The following is a 25606-nucleotide window of genomic DNA, read 5'->3' on the forward strand; positions in this document are numbered from 1 at the left end:
TTGAAAGATGAGTAGTATACATTATTTATACATTAATGAGATCTTATTACCAGAATGGCGAGTAATTCTACCGGCTAGCTCCAACTCCAATATTACCGTATATATAATAGGCAGCGGTAAATTTGTTGCTTCTTGTAAGTAATCAAAATCGAGCGGCACTGACGATAATAATTCGATAATCGTAGTACGATCGGTTTCCGTTATTTGCTTTATATATTTTGCATCTAGTCTTTTGAAATCGCTATTTACATCAACAAAATCTTTCATCGTACTATCTTTTTTACTTATAATATTTTCATATCGTGGTAAATTAGCTACTATGTCATCTACCGACTCCACCAAATGTGCTCCTTCTTTGATTAGTTTATTAGTACCCTGACATCTAGGGTCTAACGGAAATCCAGGCACGGCAAATACTTCTTTATTTTGCTCAAGAGCAAGCCTTGCGGTTATTAATGAGCCGGACTTTAAACTAGCTTCAATTACGACAGTGCCAAGAGATATACCGGAGATTAACCTGTTACGTTGCGGAAAATGCTGTCCCAAAGGAATGGACTTGATAGGTAATTCGGCTATTATTAGCCCTTCTGCCTCTAATGCTTCAAATAATTTTTTATTCTCTACGGGATAAATATGATCGATTCCACCGGCAATAACACCGATAGTTCTTGAAGTGTTCGCTTGATGAACGGCACTATCGATACCGCGAGCCAGTCCTGAGACGGTTATATAATCGTTATTAACTAACCCTTCGGCAATTTTATGAGCAAAGATGCGACCATTTGCCGAGGCGTTACGAGCACCGACAATAGCCACACATTTTTTATATCCAAGTAATTCAATATTGCCTTTATAGCTTAGTATCGGCGGAGGGTCATAAATTTCAAGTAGTAATTTTGAATATTCGGGAGATTTATAAGTAATGATTTTAGCGTTATTCTTCTCTAAAAGTTCTAATTCTTTTTCTGCGTCACTTTGAGAAAAAACTTTAATAGGTTTTGAGCGTCCGCCACGAACAGAAAAATCTTTAATATTTTCAATTGCGGTACTTGCATCACCGAATAATTTTATCAAACTAAAGAAAGTTCTAGAACCGACATTTTCACTTCTAATTAATCGTAAAATATTAATCGTTTCTAGTGTATAAGATGCCTGAGACCTTTCCCCAAAAAATAACTCTTTAAGCATTATTTAAACGACACCTTAACTTTATTGATAATTTAAATTGGTATATTACAAGCAAAGCGTTCAGATGTCATACCGTGGCTTGACCACGGTATCCAGAAAAAAGCTTAATAAAAAGACTGGATGCCGTGATCAAGGAACTAAAATGACACCGTACACCTTGCAAAAATTTGATCCACGCAACAACGCCATTCCTGAAAGATAGCGATATAGTTACAACTTCTCCGCATGAGAGCCTAAATAATGTGCAATTCCTTGATGTGACGGAGTGATTGCCTCCCCTCCTTTACGCCACCCGGCAGGACAAACTTCACCGTGTTGTTTGAAGTGAGTTAAAGCGTCAATAACCCTTAATACTTCATCAATATCACGACCGAGAGGTAAGTCGTTAACTAGCATATGACGTACTATAAAATCTTCGTCAATTAAAAAAGTTCCACGTAGCGAAATACCGTCTTCATTTAAGACATTATACATTGAAGAAATATTTTTCTTAAGATCGGAAACCATGGGGATTTGAATCTGTCCGACTCCGCCTTTGTTATAGGGGGTATTTTTCCAAGCTAGATGAGCAAAATGAGAGTCAACGCTTACCGCTACTATTTTAGTATGTCGTTCCGTAAAATCACCGAGTCTATTGTGGAACGCAATAATTTCCGACGGACAAACAAAAGTAAAATCAAGCGGATAAAAGAATACCACTACTTTATGACCTTTTGCGTAATGACTAAAAGTAAATTCATTTTCTATATTATTATCCGGCATAATAGCTTTTGCTATAAAATCCGGAGCAGCTTTACCGATAAATACTTGCATTGTTATATGTCCCTTATAAATGTTATAAAATACGTTTACATGATATATAAGATAATTAATTATTACAACAGTAAATTTTTACGTTAACGTAAAGAAATCTTACTTACCCGCTTTCTGTTCGGTGGGTATTTTTAATTGATTAAAAATACTTAATGCTCCGGTTATAAAGCTGCTCGGCTCCGAAAGGTTAGCCGGTAAAATTACTGTATTGCTGTCCTTAGCTAAATTACTAAAAGCGTTAATATACTGCTCTGCTATCTTTAGCGATACGGCTTCACTGCCACCGGTTTTCTGCACTGCAGACGCAACGATTTCAATACTTTTTGCCGTAGCGGTAGCAACTAAACCGATCGCTTCCGCTTCACCTTTTGCCCTATTGACTTGATCGGTATAGGAAGCTTCGGAATTTAAAACAATTTGTGCTTTTTCTCCTTCGGCATGGTTAATTTTTGCTTGTCGATTTCCTTCCGATTCTAAAATTTGTGCACGTTTTTGACGCTCTGCCGCAACTTGTAATTCCATAGCTTTAAGGATCGTTTGAGGCGGTTGAATATCCTTAATCTCATAACGCATACATTGTATTCCCCAATTTATAGCTGCTTGATTAATGGCAGCAACGATTGCAACATTTAAGGTTTCTCTTTCTTCAAAAGTCCTATCTAACGGTAATTTACCGATTTCCGACCGCATAGTAGTTTGAGCAAGCTGGGTGATTGCATAATAAGGATTATTAACACCGTAAGAAGCTGCCATCGGATCAATAATTTTTACATACAAAACCCCGTCAATAGATAATGTTACATTATCATTGGAAATAGCCGTTTGTGCCGTCACGTCTATTGCTTCTTCCTTTAAAGTATGTTTATAAGCTACTCTTTGAATTACAGGTATTAAAAGATTTAAACCGGGTTGCAAGACTTTATCGAATTTCCCTAATTTTTCCACAACCCATGCCTGTTGTTGAGGCACGACTTTTACCATTTGCACTATAACTAAAATAGCTATAATACTAAAAACTAATAATAAATATTCCATTTGATGATCCTTTTTAAGTTAATATAAATTTAATTTTTGCAAAGCGTTTCAGTGTCATGCCGTGACTTGTACCTGTGTTGTTGCATAGATGGTTAAAAGTAGCAGTATGTCATTCCTGCGAAAGCAGGAATCTAGAAAAAACACTTAAAATAAACAAAATTATATAAAAATTTACTATATAATTCGCTTAAATATTTTCTGGATTCCTGCCTTTAGCTAGAATGACATACAGTGCTTTTAATGACATACAGAACTTTTTTTGATCCACGCAACAACACCTTCTCTACCCCTCACTTTCCTGCAACTTGACTTCCGTCCTGTCATCGACTTTGGTTGTACCTTCCGCTACTATTAAATCCCCTTCATGGATATCTTTTGAAGTGATTTCAATTAAGCCGTTAGTTCGTGAGCCGATTTCTACATATAGTTGTTTTACTATATTATTATCTATCTTGTAAATAAAATTACCTTGATTATTTCTTTGTATACATTGCTCCGGCACGGCTAAATTTTTATGCGGGTTGAGAATAAGCGTAACATTTACATAACTATTATGCATCATTTTATTGTTAGCCGGTAACATTATTTTAGCATCCATAGTACCGTTATCGGATAAATACCCGGAAACTGAGGAAATTTTTCCTTTAATCTCTTCACTAAGAGGAGTAGCTTGCTTGTCTTTACCGTCTGTTTTATTGACCGTTATTATCGCTTCGGTATCATTTGATACTTTTCCGTATAACGATTCAGGCAACTCAATAAAAATACTTTGTGTTCCCTCTCCTTCAACGATACTAAAAAGATAATCGCCTTGTTTTATATCCTCTCCCGGTTTTGGTTTAATCACACCTATTTTACCGTCAAAAGGTGCCGTAATTAACATATCATTATAGGTTTTTACCGCTTTAGAATAATTAAATCTGGCATCCTCAAAATCACTTTTAGACCTTTCTAATTCTTCAGCACTAATAAATTTTTTAGCAAATAATATTTTATTTCTAGTATAATTATCTTGTTTAGTACTTAATAAAGCTTCGGCATTCATTTTGGTTGTTTCCGCTATATTCTTATCGATTATGAATAACACTTCTCCTTGATTTACATTATTCCCTTGGCTTGACGATACTACTTCCAGCTTACCGGCAACATTCGCATAATAATCACGGCTATTATCGTTTTTACATTGCCCGACAACATTAAATACGTCAAAAAGTTCAGCCATTTGAACTTTGGCAGCCGTTACTCCTACCGCATTTGATTTTACCGGCTTAGCAGCTGCAACAGATAGAGAAATCACCATTACGATTAAGAAAATAGTAAATTTATTGTACATGTAGCTTTAACTCCTTATCAGTTAACCAGCGATATTCTTTTTCCAAAATCTCAAATCTAATTTTCTCAAGCTGCTCATCTAAATCGGCTTCAGGTACGATAGCTGACCCCATAAATTCAAACCCGTGATAATTAATTTGTAGCTCATTACATGTTTTTTGTAATGATTCTAGATTTTCTAAAATATCATCGATAAATATTATTGATTTAGGGTAATAATTTTTTTCACGTAAAATATATTCAAGTACGCTTCCTTTATCATATTCAGCCGTAAATATTATTCCGGCTTTTAGGGTTGGAATGCCATAACCTGCATCAAATTCTTTTATTAATATTTCGTCATTCAGCGGTGTTAATTCTGCAAAATTCACCTCTAACTCATTTAACTCTTTAATACGCCACTCTACCATATCTTCAATAACGCCGAATTTACCGGTAGCAAGTTTAGTCAAACCCATAGTCGGAATTTTATTTTGCTTTAATTTCTCAAATATCTTAAGAATATCGGGATTAACAAAGCGTGCTTTTCGCTCTTTTAAAATGACGCTAATTAATAATTCACATTGCTCTTTTGATAGTCGTTTTTCAATCTTGCTAAATAATTCTCTTCTATAATCATGAGTTTGCCTATACTCATCGGTATCCATAACTACTACGTCATCAACATCGAAAAGTACTAAACTATCATGGTTTGCCTGTTCAACTTCTTCCATAATTTCTTTAAAATCGTGAACTTTAGTTATTTTTGTAAAATTAGATTGATTCATAAAATATTTTTAAGTTTAGTTGCTGTAATTACTTCCTCAAGGGAATTGACGATTATTTTTAAGTCTTCTTCTCTCGAAAGTTTATGATTTCCGTCTTTTATAAGTTTCATTACCATTTTTTTACTTACTATTTTTTCCAATAATTTAATAGAAATATTATAAGGCACATCCTCATCAAGCATTCCGTGAATTAAATGAATAGGAATATTTATATCAATATTATCACGCATTAATAATAAATGATTTTTTGCTTCTAATATTAAATTATAGCTTATCGGATATTTATCTCGGCAATTCCGTCCGCTTATTTCAAGAAAACCTTCTTGTTGCATTTTAGTTTTATCTTCTTTCGATAAATTTTGCCAAATATCTTCGGTAAAGTCAGCCGCCGGCGCTAAACAAATCAAAGCCTTTATCTTAGCTTTTATTTTGCTTGGAAAATTCAAAGCGGCAAGTATGCCTAACCATCCGCCCATACTCGAGCCGATTAAAATGGCTTCATCGTCTATCAATTTATCTAACACTAACTCAAGCCCCGAAAGCCATGAGCCGATTGTCTGGCTTACAAAATTTCCCGAGGCATTGCCGTGACCGAAATTATCGAAGGCGATAAAATTATAATTATTTTTTTTACAATAATCCATTAAATAAAGAGCTTTTTCTCCGCTCATATTGGACATTAATCCGTGTAAAAAAATTACAGACGGAACATTTTTGTCGGTAATTTTATAATTGTTATAGACAACAAACCCCTCTTGTGGTGTATAATATAACTTATTCATTACAATATATTAGTTTAATGTCTTCCTCAGACTCAACTAAACGATACAATAAATATACTATTTTGCAAGTAGTTCCTGCTCTGGTTTCAGGCGGAGTAGAAAGAGGTACGATAGAAGTCGCAAAACATCTTAAGCTACTCGGTCATACCCCGATCGTTATTTCTGCCGGCGGTACCTTAGTTAAAGAATTAGACGACCACGATATATTGCATATTTGCGTGAATAGTGCTACTAAAAATCCTTTTATGATTTGGCGTAATGCAAAAATAATAGCAAAAGTAGTTAAAAAATATAAGGTGGATTTAATACATACTAGGTCACGAGCACCGGCTTGGAGTTCTTACTTGGCGGCAAAAGCAACTCATACTAAGTTCGTAACCACTTTTCACGGCATTTATAATATTTCCAATTCGCTTAAAAAATATTATAATAGCATCATGCTTAAAGGCGAAAAAATTATCGCCGTTTCTAATTTCGTAAAAAAACATTTATTAGAAAATTATAAAGTTGATGAAGATAAAATTGAGGTAATTAATCGTGGAGTAAATTGTGATTATTTTGATCCGACGAATCTTACCAAAGAAAAGCTCACAAAATGCCGAGAAAAATACGGTGCACCTAGCAACCTTCCTATAATATTATTGCCCGCTCGTATGACAAGCTGGAAAGGTCACCTTGTTTTAGTGGAAGCGTTAAGTAAATTAAAACATCGAGATTTTTATTGTTTAATGGTTGGAGATTTGTCTAGACACCCTAGTTTCACAAATCGAGTAAAAGAACTTATTGCTAATTTAAAATTACAAAATAAAATTCAAATTTTCGGTAATGATGCCGATATAATACATTTATACGGCATTTCGGATATAATTATATCTGCCTCAATTGAACCCGAAGCTTTTGGTCGCACTATTATTGAAGGTCAGGCTATGGAAAAACTTGTTATTGCTACTAATATCGGCGGAGCGGTTGAAACAATAAGCGATAATATAACAGGTTTTCATGTCAAACCGAATGATGCCAATGATTTAGCTCAAAAAATTGATTATTGTTTATCGATCCTTAATACCGATGAAGCTAAAAAAATTGAAGAAGCAGCAAGGCATACTGTAATTAATGATTTTTCTCTTGATTTGATGCTCCGAAAAAATTTAGAATTATATAAAGAAGTCTTAAAATAATTTATTTATATATTCAAAACAGCTTTTTTATAATAATTTTAACCTCCACAAGCAATATTTCCTCGAATTGATTTCTAAAAACTATAGACTCTTTAACATAAATAACTTTTAAAAACTTCTCTTTTGTAATAGAATATTATTATCATTTTTAAATATTTTGAGAGTAAAACATCAATGTCCGCTCAAATAATCGAGTTATTAATTTTTGCAGGTATCGCTTTTTTTATCGTTAATAAGCTAATTACTACACTTGGCTCTACTTCCGACGACGATCCGACCAAAGACAAATCATATTTCGGCGAGCCGCCTGTTAAAGACGTTACTTATACTTCAAAAAACTCAAATGATTCTGCTAAAAAAACTGAACCGACTGCCGAAGATTTAAAAGCTTTAGACGGTTTGATAGTCGAGCAAAATCTAACGCCGGTCGTTGACGGTATGGAAATGCTACAAAAACGCCTTAGATCATTTAGACCGATTAGTTTTATAAATAACGCCAAAGCAGCGTTTCAAATGATTATTGAAGCAGTAACTAATAAGCAAAAAGATGAGTTATCACAATTAGTAGATAAAAGATTTTTAGAAAAATTTGAAGAAATAGCACCAAGTTACGGGGATTTTATAGATTCAACTAGTTTAAATGCCCAATTTTCCGAGATTTATATGTTTGGCAATAATGTTTTTATTAAGCTATTATTTCAAGGCAAAAATGTTGTTGATAAGCTTGAAAACCTTAAAGAAGAATGGACATTTACCCGTAGCACTAACGCTAACGAGGTAGATTGGTTTTTAAGTAACGTTGAAAGGGTGTGATAAAAAGAGAACATTGCCTAAAAAAACCGGTCTTGTTGCACAATTCTTGAAAATACCTTATTGCCGTTCCCGCATGGCATTGGTGTTGCTGCGTGACTCTAAAAAAGTGCATGTCATTCCTGCGAAAGCAGGAATCCAGAAAAAACACTTAAAATAAGTAAAATTATATAAAAATTTACTATATAATTTGCTTAAATATTCTCTGGATTCCCGCTTTCGCGGGAATGACATACTGTTACTTTTATCGATTTATGCAACAAGGCTTGTGCCTTCTCGCAATGACGAATAATGGATTCCCGCCTCCGTGGGAATGACATTGAGCCATGCAACAATACCTCCTCGCAATGGCTATTTTGGAGATTTTTCAAACCATGCGGGTGACATCGTGCTTTTTACACAATGGCGTAGTACTAATAATAACTTGATTAAGGTTTGTTAAGTTGCAAAAACTGATTACTTATAGTTCAATTAACTTATAGAAAGCTTCTGATCACTCTTAAAACTTTTAAAATAGGTTATTATGGCTGGTATTAATGACAAGGAACAACCAAGTATACCGAAAGCAGGAAAAACAACACAAGTACCGGAAACAGAAGGAATAAAAACTGTTTTTCGAAATAGTACATTTTTTGAAAATATGAAGGCAAAACTGGGAGACTTAAATTATCGTGTTCAAGAATATTTAAGAGAAAAAATAGAAAAACCGGTATCCGAAAAATTTAAAAATAGGACAGATAATAATCAATATCTTAACAAGCCCTCAATCTTAGAAAAAGTATATGCAAAACTTAATGGAACAGATCACAAGGGGTATGTAGAAGAGCAAAAAAGAGAGCTAAACCAAGAAAAATTAGCAGCAGAATTAAAAAATAATAACGCTAAAAAAATTTCCGGTAATGTAATAAATAAAAAGGAAAGTAAAGAAATAGCTCAAGGAATACGAGAAAAATTAAACCCATCTTACAAAAGTTCGATACAAACTCCTTCCTCCTCGTTTAGCCCTCACGATACGCCAGGCACCAGTAAGAAAAATAATAGCCATGGAATAGTGCGGTGATACATTAGTGTAGCTTTCTCCGCGTGGATAGGAAAAAGCGGTCTATGTCATTCCCGCGAAAGCGGGAATCCAGAAAAAATACTTAAAATAAGCAAAATATATATAGAAATTTACTATATAATTCGCTTAAATATTCTCTGGATTCCCGCCTTCGCGGGAATGACATCGGGGGCAGCGGGAATGACATCAAAAATTTGAGCCACTCAACAACGCTTTCAGTCGCTCGCAATGACGTTTGGGGCATCCACACAACAACATAGGTACAAGCCATGGGGTAACAATTTTTTCCCCTTATTTACTATAACACAATAAATAACTTAGTCTTTATGTATTTTTCCCGTATTATTATCTTCATATTAACATTATTAACTATTTCTATGTCTCAAACCCAAGCTAAAACAATTAACGACAATACACTAATCCCACGACAAGTTTTATTCGGTAATCCTGATAAAATGAAGGTTTCTTTTACCCATGACGGTAAATATATTTTATATATCGCACCAAAAGACGGCGTATTAAATATTTGGCTAGCACCTTCAGATGACTTAAGTAAAGCAGAAGTAATAACAAATGATAAGGAACGGGGTATTAGATCATACTCCATAGCTTATAATAATAAAAATATTTTATACTCTCAAGATCATAAAGGAGACGAAAATTTTCGTATTTATAGCTATAATATCGAGACCAAAGAAACAAAGCTTATTACGCCTGAAAGTAAAGTATTAGCCTTTATTTTAGGAATTAGCCATAAGCTCCCTAATGAGATATTAATTTCTTTAAATGATCGCAATCCTAAATATTTCGATATTTATAAATTAAACCTTAATAGTTTAGAAAAAGAACTAATATTTAAAAACGAAAAATTTACCGGCTTCACGGTTGACAATGACTTACAAATAAGATTCGGCGAGCTATTAGATGAAAACAGCAACACCGAATATTACGAACTGAAAAACGGCGAATGGCAATTATTTACCAAAATATCTATGGAAGATTCCTTTAATACTTCCTTTCTTGGTTTTGATGCTAGCGGTGATATTCTTTATATACTTGACGGGCGTGACCGTAATACCTCTGCTCTCAAAGCTTTAAACTTAACTACCGGTAAGACGGAGTTGATCGCTGAAGACGATAAAGCAGATATGGGGATATTTGCCGTACATCCAACTACAGGAATACCGCAAGGTGTAGCAGTTAATTATGAAAGAGTTTCTTATAAAGTTTTAGATAATTCAATTAAAGAAGATATTGAGTATTTACAAAATATTGATCGTGGAGACTTAATTATCAATAGCCGAACACTTGACGATAAGATGTGGTTAGTAGCGTATTCAAGTGATAATGCACCGGTAAAATATTATAAATACGATCGTGAAAAGAAAAAAGCCGAATTTTTATTTACTAATCGCACCGCATTAGAGCAATATAACTTAGCTAAGATGACACCGGTAATTATTAAGTCACGAGACGGCTTAGATTTAGTTAGCTATATCACTTTCCCGAATGACGTTAAGCTTGATAAAGATAATATACCAGGTAGAAAATTGCCGCTAATAATTAACGTACATGGCGGACCGTGGGCACGTGATAGCTGGGGGTATAATCCGGAACATCAATGGCTAGCAAATCGAGGTTATGCGGTTTTAAGTATTAATTTCAGGGGTTCTACCGGTTTCGGTAAAAATTTCCTTAATGCCGGCAATTTAGAATACGGGCGAAAAATGCACTACGATCTCATTGACGGCGTGAATTGGGCGATTAAAAATAATATAGCCGATCCCGATAAAGTCGCTATTATGGGCGGAAGCTACGGAGGTTACGCAACGTTAGTGGGTATGACTATGACCCCGGACATATTTACTTGCGGTGTCGATGTGGTCGGCATGTCTAATTTATTAACTCACGTAGAAACTAAAGCACCTTACGTAATCCCTCTTCTTAGTATTTATAAAACAAGAATCGGTCCATGGGATACCGAAGAAGAAAAAGAATTTTTAAGGCAAAGGTCACCGATAAACTTTATCGACAATATTAAAAAACCGCTTTTTATTGCTCAAGGAGCTCACGACCCACGTGTAGTACAAGCGGAATCCGACCAAATAGTAAAAGCTATGCAGGCTAAAAAAATTCCGGTGATTTATGCACTTTATAAAGACGAAGGACACGGCTTTGCAAGACCGGCAAATAGATTATCATATTATGCTTTAGCCGAGCAATTTTTAGCTAAAATATTAAAAGGCAGAGCAGAACATATAGGCACAGATTTAAAAGGCTCTAACCTAATATTAAACGACAAAGAAAACTTTACCGGCGAGACACGGCAGAAAAAATTATTGACTAGGCTATTAAGTAAGTAAATTTTATTCCTCGGTGTCATTTTCGTAAGGCTTTGTTATATGTCATTCCCGCGAAGGCGGGAATCCAGAAAAAATACTTAAAATAAGTAAAATTATATAGAAATTTACTTATTTTCTGGATTCCCGCCTTCGCGGGAATGACATACGGCACTTTTTTAGAGCCACGCAACAACACAGGTACAAGTCACGGCACGACATCCGAACGACGGCAACATTATATAAGAATAACAGCTAAAATTTTGAGGTCATTATGTTACTTACAAATACCGAAAATTCGTACGGCTTAATTACCAAACTCCTTCATTGGATAATGAGCGTGATAATTATTATGATGCTTATTGTCGGCTTTGTTATGTCTAACCTTGCCGATCAACCTCAAAAATGGGAGATTTACGCCCTTCATAAAGCAACCGGTATATTAGTATTATCGTTAGTAATAGTAAGGTTGTTATGGAAATTCTATAATGATTCTGTTCTTTTACCTCATGATTTACCGAATTGGCAAAAAAAAGCCGCTAACTTCAATATCAATTTATTATATGTCTTGATGCTAGTCATGCCTATTAGCGGCTTTCTTATGACGATCCTAGCAAATTACGATATTGATTTTTATGGATTATTTACTATTAAACCATTCATGCAAAATCTACAAGCGGCAAAAATCTTTAATAAAATTCACACATTCTGTGCCTTTATATTCTCCGCTCTGATTATTCTTCATATCTTAGCTGCTCTTTATCACCATTTTATTAGGAAAGATAACGTTCTTAGAAGGATGTTGAGAGATTAGAGAGCATTATTTTTGCTGCTTTTATTCCTGATTGTCTAGAATTTTTTATAGTAGCAAATTCAGTATGGAAAACCATTTTACTACCATCTAAATTACCTAGCATATAATCGGTTTTAATCTCTTTTTCTTCTGTGTAACTAGAATAAGCAGCTACGGGCGTGCGGCAATGTGCATCTAAATATTCTAAAAAAGCTCGCTCAGACTTTATTAATTCCAAGGTCGGTAAATGATTAATTTTAGTGCATATCTCAAGCATCTTGTGATTTTCTTCTCGGGTTTCTACTGCAATAACCCCTTGCCCTATAGCGGGGAGCATTTGCCTGATATCAATTAAATTACAATATTCGGGGTTAAAGCATTCAAACCTTGCAAGCCCGGCATAGGCTAAAATCGTTGCATCAACTTCTTTATTCATTAATTTTTTGATTCTTGAATCTATATTTCCACGAAAAGTTACTATTTGCAAATCCGGTCTTATTTTTTGTAAAAATGCCTTTCTTCGGGGAGATGACGTACCTACTGTTGCATGTTGCGGCAACTCTTCGATTGATTTGTACTGCGTGCAAATAAAAGCATCTCTTGGGTCTTCTCGCTCTAACACGGCAGCAATTACTAATCCTTGCGGTATTCTTCCGGGTACGTCTTTTAAAGAATGAACGGCTAAATCTATTTTCTTATCTAACAATGCTTGCTCTATTTCCTTTAAAAATAAAGCCTTACCGCCAATGTCATACAGAGCTTTATCTTGAATTAAATCCCCGCTAGTTACAATAGGGACTATTTCGCAATCAATAGCGGGAAAGTTAAGTTTTATTTGCTCAACCACTAGATTAGTTTGAATTAAGGCTAAAGGACTCTTCCTTGTCCCTATTTTAATAAGCTGTTTCATTAACTACCGAATAGGCTATAAAATTAAGATAATTATGTTTCAGTACTCTTTAATGCCCTTTCCGTATCCTTGATGTCATCCCAGCAACGGCAGGGCTTGTTGCATGGCTCATAATTTACCGTATTATGGTTATTACAAGTATGGTGTCATACCGTGGCTTGACCACGGTATCCAGAAAAAACCTTAATAAAAAGACTGGATTCCGTGGTCGTAGCCACGGAATGACAGAATTTTTACCTCTTTATTTAAACGTTCGTACAACACAGACACCTATCCCGGATATTGCATGAAGTGAGATTTAAAGTAAGAAATTGAGTAATTTATAATATTAGCAATGATACTTTTGTAAAAATTTTGCCAAAAAGTGCTTTGAAGCCGTTATTTTCAAATTTTAGATGTAATGCCCCTTACCCCATTTTTTCTAAGCACCGGGAACAGTGCTAATCTAGGTTATTCTAATGCTAATTTCTTCATCACATGATTCCATACCTGTCGGTAAGGATATGATGAAGATAACAAAAACTTAATACGCCTAGTATTACGGATAATTACTACCCCAATTTTTAATAATTTTAAACGTATTGTACCTATTTGTGCTTTTGCTAATGCACTACCTTGTAATAAATTACCTCTGATATATTCTACTAAAGTGTATGCAAGACCCGATAAAATCATTCTGAGCTGATTAGCCCACCATCTATGACAAGAAGTACGATCTGCAAATAATTCTAGTTGTTGCTCTTTTATACGGTTTTCCATATCACCACGACCACAGTAAACTTTGTCGTATAAATCTTCAGGTTTATCTGATAAATTAGTTACTATATACCTTGGATTTTCTCCAAGCATTGTCATTTCTGCCTTACCAATTATTCTACGTTCATGACTCCAACTACCAGCCTTATATGGAAACTCACTAAAAAGACGTTGCTTTTCTTGGGTTATAATAAATGCTGCTTTTGACTTCTCCATTGTAGGTTTCAGTAACTCATTTAGTCTGTTATTTTGGGGCATTCCTACAATATATTTTATATTATGAATATCACACCAATCAAACATCTGATGACGACAAAATCCACTATCACCACGAAAAATAATCTTTACCTCTGGCCAAGCTTGGCGAAAACGTTTTACTAACAATGATAATATTGCCCAAGAATGTTTTGCTTGATCCTGCTTTGACGTCCTAAGATAACTAACTAACAGATGCTTTCCACAAAAAACATACAAAGGTAAAAAGCAATTATGACCGTAATAACCATGATAAAACTTACCTTCCTGTTGCCCATGAATTTCATCATCCGTAGCATCAAAATCAAGTATTAGCTGCTTTGGTACTATTTTATGAGACTTAATAAATTTATCAAGCATTAGTTCATGCACTTATAATTGCAAAGTGTCTATCAGCATTGTTTTCTATACGACATAAGGTAGAACTACTTGCCATATCATCAATTGTTTCCATAGCTGTTTGCATAGCAGGACATTTTCGTAGATAATTGTGGTCATTTAAATCTTCATAACCTAATGCAATACCATAAATTCGTTGCCTCAGCATTGTTGCCATATTATGGGTAATTTTACTACCATCTCGTCTATCAGGAAATATTTTAGCAAGCTCCTCTGTTATACCAAGCCTTTTATCTGCTTCTCTTAATAACAACACACCTCCATCGCTACTAATATCACCTCCAGTGAAATTTATCTCTATTGTCCGATTTTTTACTTTGGAAAACTGGTAACTATATGCTATACAATTTGTCATGACAAAATCCTTTGTATTATTCTAATGAAATACCAGTATTATACAGCTTTACGAGGATTTTGTCTCCTATATCTCATGCAATATGCGGGTTAGCTTCTTCTTCAGCTATTTTTGTCTTTTCTTCTTGTTTAGTTTGCTCCTTTGCTTGATCTGTAATATCAGACTTAAACTCTTCATAAGCTTTAGTCGGCAGAGCTTCCTGCAGAGCTACGGCTTGCGGCTCGTCAGCTTGTTGATCTTCTTCCTCTATTTCATCATCTTCATCATCATAGTCATCTTCGTCAAAATCAATCTCTTCATTGCCTTCATCAAAACCTCCATTTTGTAGTACATTATCTGGAAGTATCGGCATTTCTCTATCTACAACAACTTCCTCATCCTCAACTACGTCATTTGCTAAATTTTGCTGCTGTTCTTCTTCAAGACCTGCTTGTACTCTATGTTTAATTTGTACTCTTTTTTCTGCTCTTTTTTTCTTTTCAATATTAGCCTTTTCTTTAATTTCGACTATTTTTTCAGCAGTCTCAAACATATTTCCAATATCTGCTAAATGCAATTCTTGCTCTACATCTAGTAACCTTTGAGCTTCCATTTTGGCAGCTTTTTCCTCTTTTAATCTTTGCTTTTCTGCTTCTTTCTTTAAATTATTTTGAATTCTTACATCAGTTACTTGATCAACTTCCTGATAAAAAGCTTTAGCACCATCAAGGTTAATTTTCTCATATGTTGCAATAAAACCTTCATCTTGCACTAATTCGACTAATATTTTAGTACGCTCTTGTTGTAACTCAAAACTTTCTTTACGTACTGGTCCGATAAATTCTGAACTTAAAACTTCTTTTAAAATATTTAATTTTGTATCATCATTTAGAGTTGGATTACTCTCTTGTAATTTTTCTGCTAATTCTTCAAGAATAAAACCATTGAATAAATCTGAACCTTGATTTTTTGCAGCTAATGCTACTGTAAAATCTCCTTTACGGTCATCTTTTTTATCACCTTCTTTACCATCATCTTTTTTACCATATTTAGTATTTATTAAATCTTGATATTTTTGCCCAAGTTTAGTGGTTGCTTTAACAGCAACATTATCTTTTTGCTTGTCGTCAGCTTTATTATTCTTAGCAAAATCTGCTCTTTCTTTTTCTAGCTGAGCTAAATTATCTAACGACTTTAAAAATTCATCAGAGTTTGGCAAAGTACGGAAGTCTTTAGTAAATTCATTATTAACCAGTGCAATAGCACCTCTTCTTAAAGGAGGAGGAGGAGGCGGCGGCGGCGGCGGCGGTGGTGGAGCACCATTTCCTACATTGGCTATCGGTACTACTAGTCGAGCAATACTTTGCTTCTTCTTTTCTTTAAGTACATTTTTTACTTTACCGGTGCCGCTTTCAATTAATTGAGCTATTTCTTTTTTAGAGAATTTTTTAGAACCCGCAGGCATCAAGTCGTTTATTGCCTTACTTATATCATTAGTAATGTCTTTTTCCTGAATCCTTGCAGCGATCTCTCCTGATAATTTTGCTGTTTCAATTATTTGTTTTTTTGCAGCAACTAATTCTTCAAAATAATTTCTTATTAGCTCATAATCAGCTAAAGCAGTTAACGTATTTAAATCATTCGTATTTATTTTCGTATTTATTGCTGCTGTAAGGTTATTTTGCAGTTGCAGCTGAATAATATTATCATTAAGCCACTCTTTTAACTTTGTTTTTAGAGTGTTTTGAGTATGCTCACCGGCTTTTGCAATACTCTTATTTACACCTTGCTTATTTAACAATAAGTCTATTTTATCTGCAGTTGAAATTTTATCAAAATCGTTAACTATATTCTTTACTTCTTTATTCACTGCAGTTTCTACTAAGCCGCCATGTGCATCTCTTGCGTCAAAAATTGCTGCATGAGTAGCTAAGAAATTGACTCTTTCAACAATTTGTTTTTTATCTTTTAATTCGTCTTCTCTAAGAATTTTATTTTTTTCACCTGCAATATAGCTTACTAAATTCTGAGCTGCTATATCATCTCCTATTTTAAATTCCACCTCTAAGTTTATTCTTGCATCTAAAGGATCCTGTACTAAATGCACTTTATTAAAAAAGGTCATACGCTCAAGTGCATCCTCTCTTTTTTCTTCAAAAAGACTATCAAAAAATTGTTCACTACCTATATTTTTACTTGAAGTATTTGATAATATATAGTTTATATGCTCATCTTCTTTAAACTTTAAAAAAATATCTTTAGATTCAGCTTTTAATTTAGCTTTATCTACTGATTCATTAGTAAATAATTCAACAATCTGTTTAGGAGTTAAATCAGGATTATCATCTCCAAAAATTTCACTAACACGAAGTCGTATTGCTGATTTTAAATCTTCTTCTGCAGATATTAATTTATTTTGATTGTTAGGTTGTTTTTTAGGATTTTTAAGAGCATAATAAGCTTGGTAAATCTTACCTTCGGGAGTTAACTTAGTTTCAACCCCAACATTCCCATCAGGTTCATCAACAGGCGGTGCAGGAGGTGGAAGCGGTACGTCTCTATTATCTCTCTTTTCAAATTTTATTAATTCTTGACCTTTATTATATAAATAATCTTTTACACCGCCTTTTAAAGCTTCAATATTTGAATATTTATTTACTACTAATCCAACGTTTCTTGCTCCGGGAAGAGGAGGCGGTGGCGGTGCTCCATTACCAGGAGGCGGAGGCGGTGCACCGTTTCCTTGTATTTGAGGTTGAGCTTGGGCATTTAGCCCGACTAATTCTTTATTATCTTTTATATCTTTTCTTACGTCATCACTTTTTACTTTTTCACCAACAACGCCCATCAGCTCATTGTACACACGACTATTAAAGACCTTTACTAATGCTTGAAATTCTTCTTCGTTTAAATCATTAGTGATTAGATTTTTTGCCTTTAATATATTATTAGCTTCTACAAATCCCATTCCTTGAGTTTTAATATCAACCATTGTTTGTGCATAATCTTCAAGCGATTTAGCATTTGCAAGAGGTAATACTCTTTTTAATGAATCAGTTGAGGATTTTAAATATTGCTCTACAATAGTAGATTTAGCATATTTTTCAAATTCTTGAAGTAAAAGTGCTTTTTGCTCAGGAGTCGCATGAGTTTTTATTACTGCTAATAAATCACTATTACCAGCTTCTCTAAAATCTGGTTTAATATTATCTTTTCTAACATTCGGGTCGGTAATATTAGTTTTAAAAAGTAAATGCTCAATTTTTTCTTTATCAAAGCCACTAGCAAAAAAATCAGTAACTATTTTTTGTTTATAATTATCAGACATGTTATTTTTAGCTGTGTGAATATATGCTAAGCATTCAAGAGGATTATTTATATTTTGTAATACTTCTTGGTGTACAGCAGATTGAGCACTTTCTTTTAATGCTAATAAAGCTGGATTTTTAGTTTTGAAAAGTGCATTTAAGATTTTTTCGTTATTCATTATACCAAGCTTAACAGTATTATTTTCACGCTGCTCAGCTATTACATCAATATCTTTGTTAACTTTATATATATCAGGATTATTTCTTAAATCTTTTAAAACAATATCTAATTGTTTTCTTTGAGCAATAGTTAAACCTTTTTCATATAGACTTTCAATTGCTTCTAACTGTTGTTTAGCCCGGATATTGCATGAAGTGAGATTTAAAGTAAGAAATTGAGTAATTTATAATATTAGCAATGATACTTTTGTAAAAATTTTGCCAAAAAGTGCTTTGAAGCCGTTATTTTCAAATTTTAGATGTAATGCCCCTTACCCCATTTTTTCTAAGCACCGAGAACAGTGCTAATCTAGGTTATTCTAATGCTAATTTCTTCATCACATGATTCCATACCTGTCGGTAAGGATATGATGAAGATAACAAAAACTTAATACGCCTAGTATTACGGATAATTACTACCCCAATTTTTAATAATTTTAAACGTATTGTACCTATTTGTGCTTTTGCTAATGCACTACCTTGTAATAAATTACCTCTGATATATTCTACTAAAGTGTATGCAAGACCCGATAAAATCATTCTGAGCTGATTAGCCCACCATCTATGACAAGAAGTACGATCTGCAAATAATTCTAGTTGTTGCTCTTTTATACGGTTTTCCATATCACCACGACCACAGTAAACTTTGTCGTATAAATCTTCAGGTTTATCTGATAAATTAGTTACTATATACCTTGGATTTTCTCCAAGCATTGTCATTTCTGCCTTACCAATTATTCTACGTTCATGACTCCAACTACCAGCCTTATATGGAAACTCACTAAAAAGACGTTGCTTTTCTTGGGTTATAATAAATGCTGCTTTTGACTTCTCCATTGTAGGTTTCAGTAACTCATTTAGTCTGTTATTTTGGGGCATTCCTACAATATATTTTATATTATGAATATCACACCAATCAAACATCTGATGACGACAAAATCCACTATCACCACGAAAAATAATCTTTACCTCTGGCCAAGCTTGGCGAAAACGTTTTACTAACAATGATAATATTGCCCAAGAATGTTTTGCTTGATCCTGCTTTGACGTCCTAAGATAACTAACTAACAGATGCTTTCCACAAAAAACATACAAAGGTAAAAAGCAATTATGACCGTAATAACCATGATAAAACTTACCTTCCTGTTGCCCATGAATTTCATCATCCGTAGCATCAAAATCAAGTATTAGCTGCTTTGGTACTATTTTATGAGACTTAATAAATTTATCAAGCATTAGTTCATGCACTTTAATTGCAAAGTGTCTATCAGCATTGTTTTCTATACGACATAAGGTAGAACTACTTGCCATATCATCAATTGTTTCCATAGCTGTTTGCATAGCAGGACATTTTCGTAGATAATTGTGGTCATTTAAATCTTCATAACCTAATGCAATACCATAAATTCGTTGCCTCAGCATTGTTGCCATATTATGGGTAATTTTACTACCATCTCGTCTATCAGGAAATATTTTAGCAAGCTCCTCTGTTATACCAAGCCTTTTATCTGCTTCTCTTAATAACAACACACCTCCATCGCTACTAATATCACCTCCAGTGAAATTTATCTCTATTGTCCGATTTTTTACTTTGGAAAACTGGTAACTATATGCTATACAATTTGTCATGACAAAATCCTTTGTATTATTCTAATGAAATACCAGTATTATACAGCTTTACGAGGATTTTGTCTCCTATATCTCATGCAATATCCGGGTTAGGAAGTAATTTTGTATATTCAGTTTTTTTGCCTATTATATCCGCAAGCCCAACCTTCCCCAACGCCTCGCCCGACAATGCAGTAAGCATTGCAGCATTAGCACAGCCTAACAAAAAATATTTCAAGGTATTTGATTTTTTAGAAAAGGTATTTTTCATAATTCTTAATGTTTTTATTAAAATATTAATAAATTATTATATAATTAGAAGTCATTATATAGGATAAAAAATTAAAGTCAAGAGATTTATTTATACGTAGATATTATAGGTAGATTTTGTAATTTTGTGTTGTATGTTGAGGATTTAACTATGATTTACATAAATTAATTGAGACAGGCACAGGTAGGTTTATTAGTAAAAATTAGTTAGTTAGCTGATTATCAACTAATTCAAAATGCATTATACAAAAAGCAAATTAAATAGTCAATACATTATTAATATTTTAATTACATATAATATTAAAATACAGCGTTTTTTATTATGTTATTCTGGTATAATTAAGCTTTGATTTTTGTTATTCTAGTTCAAACGGGGTGTTGTTGCGTGGTTCATAATTTATCGTAATGGTTATTACAAGTACGGTGTCATACCGTGGCTTGACCACGGTATGACATTGGAATCATTTTTCGAGCCATGCAGCAAGGTCGTACCTCCGCAGGAATGACAGAATAACATCAACATAAAACAACAATAAGCGGTATATATTTTGTTCTCTAAAACAAAGCTAATTATCACGCTATTAGCAATCGGCATTATAATATATTTCATAGTACCCCCTCCACCGCTGCTTGACAAAGTTAGCTTTTCGCAAAAAGTATTTGATAGGAACGGGCAATTAATGCGTATTTCTCTCTCAAAAGATGACAAATATAGAATATATACGCCGATTAACGAGATACCGCCTCAATTCATCGAAGCGGTATTATTATATGAAGATAAATATTTTTATTCACATTGCGGAATTAACCCTATTTCATTACTTAAAGCTTTTTACTTTACCTATTTAAAAAACGGTCGAAAAATCGGTGCCTCTACTATCACCATGCAGGTAGCACGTATAAGGTTCGGGATAAATTCCGGCACTATACTTGGCAAATTATATCAAATTATTAAAGCAATGCATTTGGAGTTACATTACTCAAAAAACGAAATTTTAGAAGCCTATTTAAATTTAATTCCTTACGGCGGTAATATTGAAGGTGTAGCAGCTGCAAGCTATATTTATTTCGGGCGAGAGCTTAAAAATTTAAATTTACTGGATATTTTAAGTTTAGCCATAATACCGCAAAATCCGGTTAAAAAAGCACCATCGATTATAGGAGATGAAACAAGTAAAGCTTTTAAAGCCCGCAAATATCTATTTTCTAAATGGTTAGAAAAGCACCCAAAAGATATTATTTATAGTAATTTATTTAATTTACCCATCAAATTTAATCAAACTAAAAATTTACCGTTTATAGCACCGCACTTTACTTTAGATACATTAGCACAAAATAGTAGTGTTAAAGATATTTTCACCACTATAGATAAGAATTTACAAACTATTTTAGAGACACAAATTCGGCTATATATCAATGCACACCGGAAATATGGCGTAACAAATGCCGCTGCAATGCTGGTGGATTTTACTAATATGGAAGTGCTGGCAAGTGTCGGCTCCGGTGATTTTTTCGATGCCGATATAGAAGGACAAATAAACGGCACTAAATCCTACCGATCCCCAGGCTCAACTTTAAAGCCTTTCGTTTATGCTTTAGCCTTTGATCAATCTTTAATTCATCCTTTAACTTTATTAAAAGATTCTCCTATCCATTACAATAACTATAAGCCGGAAAATTTTGACAGTAGTTTTACCGGCGGGTTAAGTGCCGGAGAGTCGTTAATAAAAAGCCGTAATATACCGGTAATATTTCTTGCTTCTAAATTAAAAAACCCTAACTTCTACGAATTTTTACGACAAGCAAAAATTGCTAAATTACGAGAACCGGAAATATACGGCTTATCTATGGTACTCGGAGCAGTAGAGGTTAATATGGAAGAATTAGTAAAGCTTTATGCCATGCTCGCTAATTTAGCCCGGATATTGCATGAAGTGAGATTTAAAGTAAGAAATTGAGTAATTTATAATATTAGCAATGATACTTTTGTAAAAATTTTGCCAAAAAGTGCTTTGAAGCCGTTATTTTCAAATTTTAGATGTAATGCCCCTTACCCCATTTTTTCTAAGCACCGGGAACAGTGCTAATCTAGGTTATTCTAATGCTAATTTCTTCATCACATGATTCCATACCTGTCGGTAAGGATATGATGAAGATAACAAAAACTTAATACGCCTAGTATTACGGATAATTACTACCCCAATTTTTAATAATTTTAAACGTATTGTACCTATTTGTGCTTTTGCTAATGCACTACCTTGTAATAAATTACCTCTGATATATTCTACTAAAGTGTATGCAAGACCCGATAAAATCATTCTGAGCTGATTAGCCCACCATCTATGACAAGAAGTACGATCTGCAAATAATTCTAGTTGTTGCTCTTTTATACGGTTTTCCATATCACCACGACCACAGTAAACTTTGTCGTATAAATCTTCAGGTTTATCTGATAAATTAGTTACTATATACCTTGGATTTTCTCCAAGCATTGTCATTTCTGCCTTACCAATTATTCTACGTTCATGACTCCAACTACCAGCCTTATATGGAAACTCACTAAAAAGACGTTGCTTTTCTTGGGTTATAATAAATGCTGCTTTTGACTTCTCCATTGTAGGTTTCAGTAACTCATTTAGTCTGTTATTTTGGGGCATTCCTACAATATATTTTATATTATGAATATCACACCAATCAAACATCTGATGACGACAAAATCCACTATCACCACGAAAAATAATCTTTACCTCTGGCCAAGCTTGGCGAAAACGTTTTACTAACAATGATAATATTGCCCAAGAATGTTTTGCTTGATCCTGCTTTGACGTCCTAAGATAACTAACTAACAGATGCTTTCCACAAAAAACATACAAAGGTAAAAAGCAATTATGACCGTAATAACCATGATAAAACTTACCTTCCTGTTGCCCATGAATTTCATCATCCGTAGCATCAAAATCAAGTATTAGCTGCTTTGGTACTATTTTATGAGACTTAATAAATTTATCAAGCATTAGTTCATGCACTTTAATTGCAAAGTGTCTATCAGCATTGTTTTCTATAGCTAGAAGCTAATAAAACGGCTATAAAAAAAGACTTATGACATATAGTATAGATTTTCGTAGAAAGGTATTTAAGATAAAGAACAAAGAAGGTTTAAGTTATGTACAAACTGATCTGTCAACAGTTTTCCGGACAGTTTTTTACGCACATTTTTGTATTTTTTCGTATTGTACTGGTGATAGATAATCGTTAGCAGAATGCATTCTTATACGATTATAAAATACCTCTATATATTCAAATATAGCATGTTTTGCTTCCTCCCTAGTTTTAAATTTATGTTGATAAATTAATTCTGTTTTTATAGTATGAAAAAAGCTTTCAGCAACAGCATTATCCCAGCAATTTCCTTTACGACTCATACTCTGTATAATACCATGTTGTTTTATAAGTTTTAAATGACTATCAGAACAATATTGGCTACCTCTATCAGTATGCCAAATAAGCTTTTTAGGTGGTTTACGTTGCCATATTGCCATTAGCAAAGCATTATTAACTAAATCAGCTTTCATATTACTATTCATTGACCAGCCTATTACTTTTCTAGAAAATAGATCAATAACTGTTGCTAAATATAACCATCCTTCTCCAGTTGGGATATAGGTGATATCACCAACCCAATAACAATTAACATTAGAAACTTTAAACTGTCTATCCAATAAATTAGGAGCAACTTGCTTATTATGCTTAGAATCAGTAGTTGCTTTAAATTTATACTTAGTTTTACATACTAAGCCAGCTTCATTCATTAGTCTTGTAATTCTCCTACGACTAACAATTATGCCTTGCCTCAACAAAGCCTTTTTAATGGGTCTAGATCCATAATTTCGTCTACCTTCCTGAAAAATAGCTCTAACCCGGATATTGCATGAAGTGAGATTTAAAGTAAGAAATTGAGTAATTTATAATATTAGCAATGATACTTTTGTAAAAATTTTGCCAAAAAGTGCTTTGAAGCCGTTATTTTCAAATTTTAGATGTAATGCCCCTTACCCCATTTTTTCTAAGCACCGGGAACAGTGCTAATCTAGGTTATTCTAATGCTAATTTCTTCATCACATGATTCCATACCTGTCGGTAAGGATATGATGAAGATAACAAAAACTTAATACGCCTAGTATTACGGATAATTACTACCCCAATTTTTAATAATTTTAAACGTATTGTACCTATTTGTGCTTTTGCTAATGCACTACCTTGTAATAAATTACCTCTGATATATTCTACTAAAGTGTATGCAAGACCCGATAAAATCATTCTGAGCTGATTAGCCCACCATCTATGACAAGAAGTACGATCTGCAAATAATTCTAGTTGTTGCTCTTTTATACGGTTTTCCATATCACCACGACCACAGTAAACTTTGTCGTATAAATCTTCAGGTTTATCTGATAAATTAGTTACTATATACCTTGGATTTTCTCCAAGCATTGTCATTTCTGCCTTACCAATTATTCTACGTTCATGACTCCAACTACCAGCCTTATATGGAAACTCACTAAAAAGACGTTGCTTTTCTTGGGTTATAATAAATGCTGCTTTTGACTTCTCCATTGTAGGTTTCAGTAACTCATTTAGTCTGTTATTTTGGGGCATTCCTACAATATATTTTATATTATGAATATCACACCAATCAAACATCTGATGACGACAAAATCCACTATCACCACGAAAAATAATCTTTACCTCTGGCCAAGCTTGGCGAAAACGTTTTACTAACAATGATAATATTGCCCAAGAATGTTTTGCTTGATCCTGCTTTGACGTCCTAAGATAACTAACTAACAGATGCTTTCCACAAAAAACATACAAAGGTAAAAAGCAATTATGACCGTAATAACCATGATAAAACTTACCTTCCTGTTGCCCATGAATTTCATCATCCGTAGCATCAAAATCAAGTATTAGCTGCTTTGGTACTATTTTATGAGACTTAATAAATTTATCAAGCATTAGTTCATGCACTTTAATTGCAAAGTGTCTATCAGCATTGTTTTCTATACGACATAAGGTAGAACTACTTGCCATATCATCAATTGTTTCCATAGCTGTTTGCATAGCAGGACATTTTCGTAGATAATTGTGGTCATTTAAATCTTCATAACCTAATGCAATACCATAAATTCGTTGCCTCAGCATTGTTGCCATATTATGGGTAATTTTACTACCATCTCGTCTATCAGGAAATATTTTAGCAAGCTCCTCTGTTATACCAAGCCTTTTATCTGCTTCTCTTAATAACAACACACCTCCATCGCTACTAATATCACCTCCAGTGAAATTTATCTCTATTGTCCGATTTTTTACTTTGGAAAACTGGTAACTATATGCTATACAATTTGTCATGACAAAATCCTTTGTATTATTCTAATGAAATACCAGTATTATAC

The 25606-nt window shown here is 33.7% G+C and carries 21 protein-coding genes and 2 pseudogenes; 10 read left to right on the forward strand and 13 right to left on the reverse strand.

Going from position 1 to position 25606, the window contains the following annotated elements; genetic code table 11:
* Positions 1-21: 21 nt before the first annotated feature.
* From dprA to AAGD48_RS06235, 6 genes are all read right to left on the reverse strand, one after another.
* Positions 22-1188 (reverse strand): DNA-processing protein DprA, encoded by a 1167-nt coding sequence (gene dprA, locus AAGD48_RS06210; RefSeq protein ID WP_341789416.1) that lies wholly within the window; start codon positions 1186-1188, stop codon positions 22-24.
* A 210-nt stretch (positions 1189-1398) separates the two neighbouring features.
* Positions 1399-2001: a peroxiredoxin gene (locus AAGD48_RS06215; protein WP_341789417.1), complete on the reverse strand. Its 603-nt coding sequence runs from the start codon at positions 1999-2001 to the stop codon at positions 1399-1401.
* Positions 2002-2100: 99 nt separating this feature from the next.
* A complete protein-coding gene (locus AAGD48_RS06220; RefSeq protein ID WP_341789418.1) occupies positions 2101-3036 on the reverse strand; it encodes a stomatin-like protein in 936 nt (311 codons plus the stop codon).
* Between the two features lie 283 nt (positions 3037-3319).
* Positions 3320-4369 (reverse strand): efflux RND transporter periplasmic adaptor subunit, encoded by a 1050-nt coding sequence (locus AAGD48_RS06225; protein WP_341789419.1) that lies wholly within the window; start codon positions 4367-4369, stop codon positions 3320-3322.
* Positions 4359-5135 (reverse strand): DUF2608 domain-containing protein, encoded by a 777-nt coding sequence (locus AAGD48_RS06230; protein WP_341789420.1) that lies wholly within the window; start codon positions 5133-5135, stop codon positions 4359-4361. Before AAGD48_RS06230 ends, AAGD48_RS06225 begins: the two co-directional genes overlap by 11 nt.
* Entirely contained in the window at positions 5132-5917 is a 786-nt protein-coding gene (locus AAGD48_RS06235; RefSeq protein WP_341789421.1) for an alpha/beta hydrolase, read from the reverse strand. Before AAGD48_RS06235 ends, AAGD48_RS06230 begins: the two co-directional genes overlap by 4 nt.
* A 17-nt stretch (positions 5918-5934) precedes the next feature.
* Between AAGD48_RS06235 and AAGD48_RS06240 the strand changes: the two genes are divergently transcribed.
* The 8 genes from AAGD48_RS06240 (at position 5935) to AAGD48_RS06275 (ending at position 12118) form a co-directional block, all read left to right on the forward strand.
* Positions 5935-7095, forward strand: a complete 1161-nt coding sequence (locus tag AAGD48_RS06240; RefSeq protein ID WP_341789422.1) for a glycosyltransferase family 4 protein — start codon at positions 5935-5937, stop codon at positions 7093-7095.
* Between the two features lie 174 nt (positions 7096-7269).
* Entirely contained in the window at positions 7270-7908 is a 639-nt protein-coding gene (locus AAGD48_RS06245) for a Tim44 domain-containing protein (RefSeq protein WP_341789423.1), read from the forward strand.
* A 13-nt stretch (positions 7909-7921) separates the two neighbouring features.
* Positions 7922-8065, forward strand: coding sequence for a hypothetical protein (locus AAGD48_RS06250; protein ID WP_341789424.1), 144 nt, complete (start codon positions 7922-7924; stop codon positions 8063-8065).
* 153 nt (positions 8066-8218) lie between these two features.
* Entirely contained in the window at positions 8219-8347 is a 129-nt protein-coding gene (locus tag AAGD48_RS06255; RefSeq protein WP_341789425.1) for a hypothetical protein, read from the forward strand.
* Positions 8348-8428: 81 nt separating this feature from the next.
* A complete protein-coding gene (locus tag AAGD48_RS06260; protein WP_341789426.1) occupies positions 8429-8965 on the forward strand; it encodes a hypothetical protein in 537 nt (178 codons plus the stop codon).
* A 326-nt stretch (positions 8966-9291) separates the two neighbouring features.
* On the forward strand, positions 9292-11328 hold the full coding sequence (locus tag AAGD48_RS06265) for a S9 family peptidase (protein ID WP_341789427.1): 2037 nt from the start codon (positions 9292-9294) through the stop codon (positions 11326-11328).
* Between the two features lie 137 nt (positions 11329-11465).
* Positions 11466-11615 carry a hypothetical protein gene (locus tag AAGD48_RS06270; protein ID WP_341789428.1) on the forward strand — a complete coding sequence of 50 codons (150 nt, stop codon included), beginning with the start codon at positions 11466-11468 and terminating at the stop codon, positions 11613-11615.
* On the forward strand, positions 11579-12118 hold the full coding sequence (locus AAGD48_RS06275; protein ID WP_341789429.1) for a cytochrome b: 540 nt from the start codon (positions 11579-11581) through the stop codon (positions 12116-12118). Before AAGD48_RS06270 ends, AAGD48_RS06275 begins: the two co-directional genes overlap by 37 nt.
* Here the strand turns inward: AAGD48_RS06275 and hemC are convergent.
* The 4 genes and pseudogenes from hemC to AAGD48_RS06295 form a co-directional block, all read right to left on the reverse strand.
* Entirely contained in the window at positions 12096-13007 is a 912-nt protein-coding gene (hemC, locus tag AAGD48_RS06280; protein WP_341789430.1) for a hydroxymethylbilane synthase, read from the reverse strand. The genes AAGD48_RS06275 and hemC overlap by 23 nt on opposite strands.
* Positions 13008-13457: 450 nt before the next feature.
* Positions 13458-14772: pseudogene (locus AAGD48_RS06285) on the reverse strand (IS1380 family transposase).
* 73 nt (positions 14773-14845) lie between these two features.
* Positions 14846-18238, reverse strand: coding sequence for a hypothetical protein (locus AAGD48_RS06290; protein ID WP_341789431.1), 3393 nt, complete (start codon positions 18236-18238; stop codon positions 14846-14848).
* 355 nt (positions 18239-18593) lie between these two features.
* Positions 18594-19907, reverse strand: a complete 1314-nt coding sequence (locus AAGD48_RS06295) for an IS1380 family transposase (protein ID WP_341789277.1) — start codon at positions 19905-19907, stop codon at positions 18594-18596.
* Positions 19908-19966: 59 nt separating this feature from the next.
* On the opposite strand from AAGD48_RS06295, the gene AAGD48_RS06300 reads away from it, so the two are divergent.
* Complete coding sequence (locus AAGD48_RS06300) at positions 19967-20224, forward strand: hypothetical protein (protein WP_341789432.1); 258 nt, start codon at positions 19967-19969, stop codon at positions 20222-20224.
* A 480-nt stretch (positions 20225-20704) separates the two neighbouring features.
* A pseudogene (gene pbpC / locus AAGD48_RS06305) lies at positions 20705-22069 on the forward strand (penicillin-binding protein 1C); the annotation flags it as partial.
* A gap of 180 nt (positions 22070-22249) precedes the next feature.
* Here the strand turns inward: pbpC and AAGD48_RS06310 are convergent.
* From AAGD48_RS06310 to AAGD48_RS06320, 3 genes are all read right to left on the reverse strand, one after another.
* On the reverse strand, positions 22250-23170 hold the full coding sequence (locus tag AAGD48_RS06310; protein ID WP_341789433.1) for an IS1380 family transposase: 921 nt from the start codon (positions 23168-23170) through the stop codon (positions 22250-22252).
* 189 nt (positions 23171-23359) lie between these two features.
* Entirely contained in the window at positions 23360-24118 is a 759-nt protein-coding gene (locus AAGD48_RS06315) for an IS3 family transposase (protein WP_341790757.1), read from the reverse strand.
* Between the two features lie 130 nt (positions 24119-24248).
* Positions 24249-25562 (reverse strand): IS1380 family transposase, encoded by a 1314-nt coding sequence (locus tag AAGD48_RS06320; protein WP_341789277.1) that lies wholly within the window; start codon positions 25560-25562, stop codon positions 24249-24251.
* Positions 25563-25606: the final 44 nt, after the last annotated feature.

The organism is Rickettsia endosymbiont of Polydrusus tereticollis (assembly GCF_964026385.1).
In the GTDB taxonomy this organism is placed as follows: Bacteria; Pseudomonadota; Alphaproteobacteria; order Rickettsiales; family Rickettsiaceae; genus Rickettsia.

Excerpts from the sequence above, each read along its gene's own strand:
- dprA (WP_341789416.1), bottom strand. The coding sequence starts at position 1,188 with ATGCTTAAAGAGTTATTTTTTGGGGAAAGGTCTCAGGCATCTTATACA.
- AAGD48_RS06215 (WP_341789417.1), bottom strand. The coding sequence starts at position 2,001 with ATGCAAGTATTTATCGGTAAAGCTGCTCCGGATTTTATAGCAAAAGCT.
- AAGD48_RS06220 (WP_341789418.1), bottom strand. The coding sequence starts at position 3,036 with ATGGAATATTTATTATTAGTTTTTAGTATTATAGCTATTTTAGTTATA.
- AAGD48_RS06225 (WP_341789419.1), bottom strand. The coding sequence starts at position 4,369 with ATGTACAATAAATTTACTATTTTCTTAATCGTAATGGTGATTTCTCTA.
- AAGD48_RS06230 (WP_341789420.1), bottom strand. The coding sequence starts at position 5,135 with ATGAATCAATCTAATTTTACAAAAATAACTAAAGTTCACGATTTTAAA.
- AAGD48_RS06235 (WP_341789421.1), bottom strand. The coding sequence starts at position 5,917 with ATGAATAAGTTATATTATACACCACAAGAGGGGTTTGTTGTCTATAAC.
- AAGD48_RS06240 (WP_341789422.1), top strand. The coding sequence starts at position 5,935 with ATGTCTTCCTCAGACTCAACTAAACGATACAATAAATATACTATTTTG.
- AAGD48_RS06245 (WP_341789423.1), top strand. The coding sequence starts at position 7,270 with ATGTCCGCTCAAATAATCGAGTTATTAATTTTTGCAGGTATCGCTTTT.
- AAGD48_RS06255 (WP_341789425.1), top strand. The coding sequence starts at position 8,219 with ATGACATTGAGCCATGCAACAATACCTCCTCGCAATGGCTATTTTGGA.
- AAGD48_RS06260 (WP_341789426.1), top strand. The coding sequence starts at position 8,429 with ATGGCTGGTATTAATGACAAGGAACAACCAAGTATACCGAAAGCAGGA.
- AAGD48_RS06265 (WP_341789427.1), top strand. The coding sequence starts at position 9,292 with ATGTATTTTTCCCGTATTATTATCTTCATATTAACATTATTAACTATT.
- AAGD48_RS06270 (WP_341789428.1), top strand. The coding sequence starts at position 11,466 with ATGACATACGGCACTTTTTTAGAGCCACGCAACAACACAGGTACAAGT.
- AAGD48_RS06275 (WP_341789429.1), top strand. The coding sequence starts at position 11,579 with ATGTTACTTACAAATACCGAAAATTCGTACGGCTTAATTACCAAACTC.
- hemC (WP_341789430.1), bottom strand. The coding sequence starts at position 13,007 with ATGAAACAGCTTATTAAAATAGGGACAAGGAAGAGTCCTTTAGCCTTA.
- AAGD48_RS06290 (WP_341789431.1), bottom strand. The coding sequence starts at position 18,238 with ATGAATAACGAAAAAATCTTAAATGCACTTTTCAAAACTAAAAATCCA.
- AAGD48_RS06295 (WP_341789277.1), bottom strand. The coding sequence starts at position 19,907 with ATGACAAATTGTATAGCATATAGTTACCAGTTTTCCAAAGTAAAAAAT.
- AAGD48_RS06310 (WP_341789433.1), bottom strand. The coding sequence starts at position 23,170 with ATGCTTGATAAATTTATTAAGTCTCATAAAATAGTACCAAAGCAGCTA.
- AAGD48_RS06320 (WP_341789277.1), bottom strand. The coding sequence starts at position 25,562 with ATGACAAATTGTATAGCATATAGTTACCAGTTTTCCAAAGTAAAAAAT.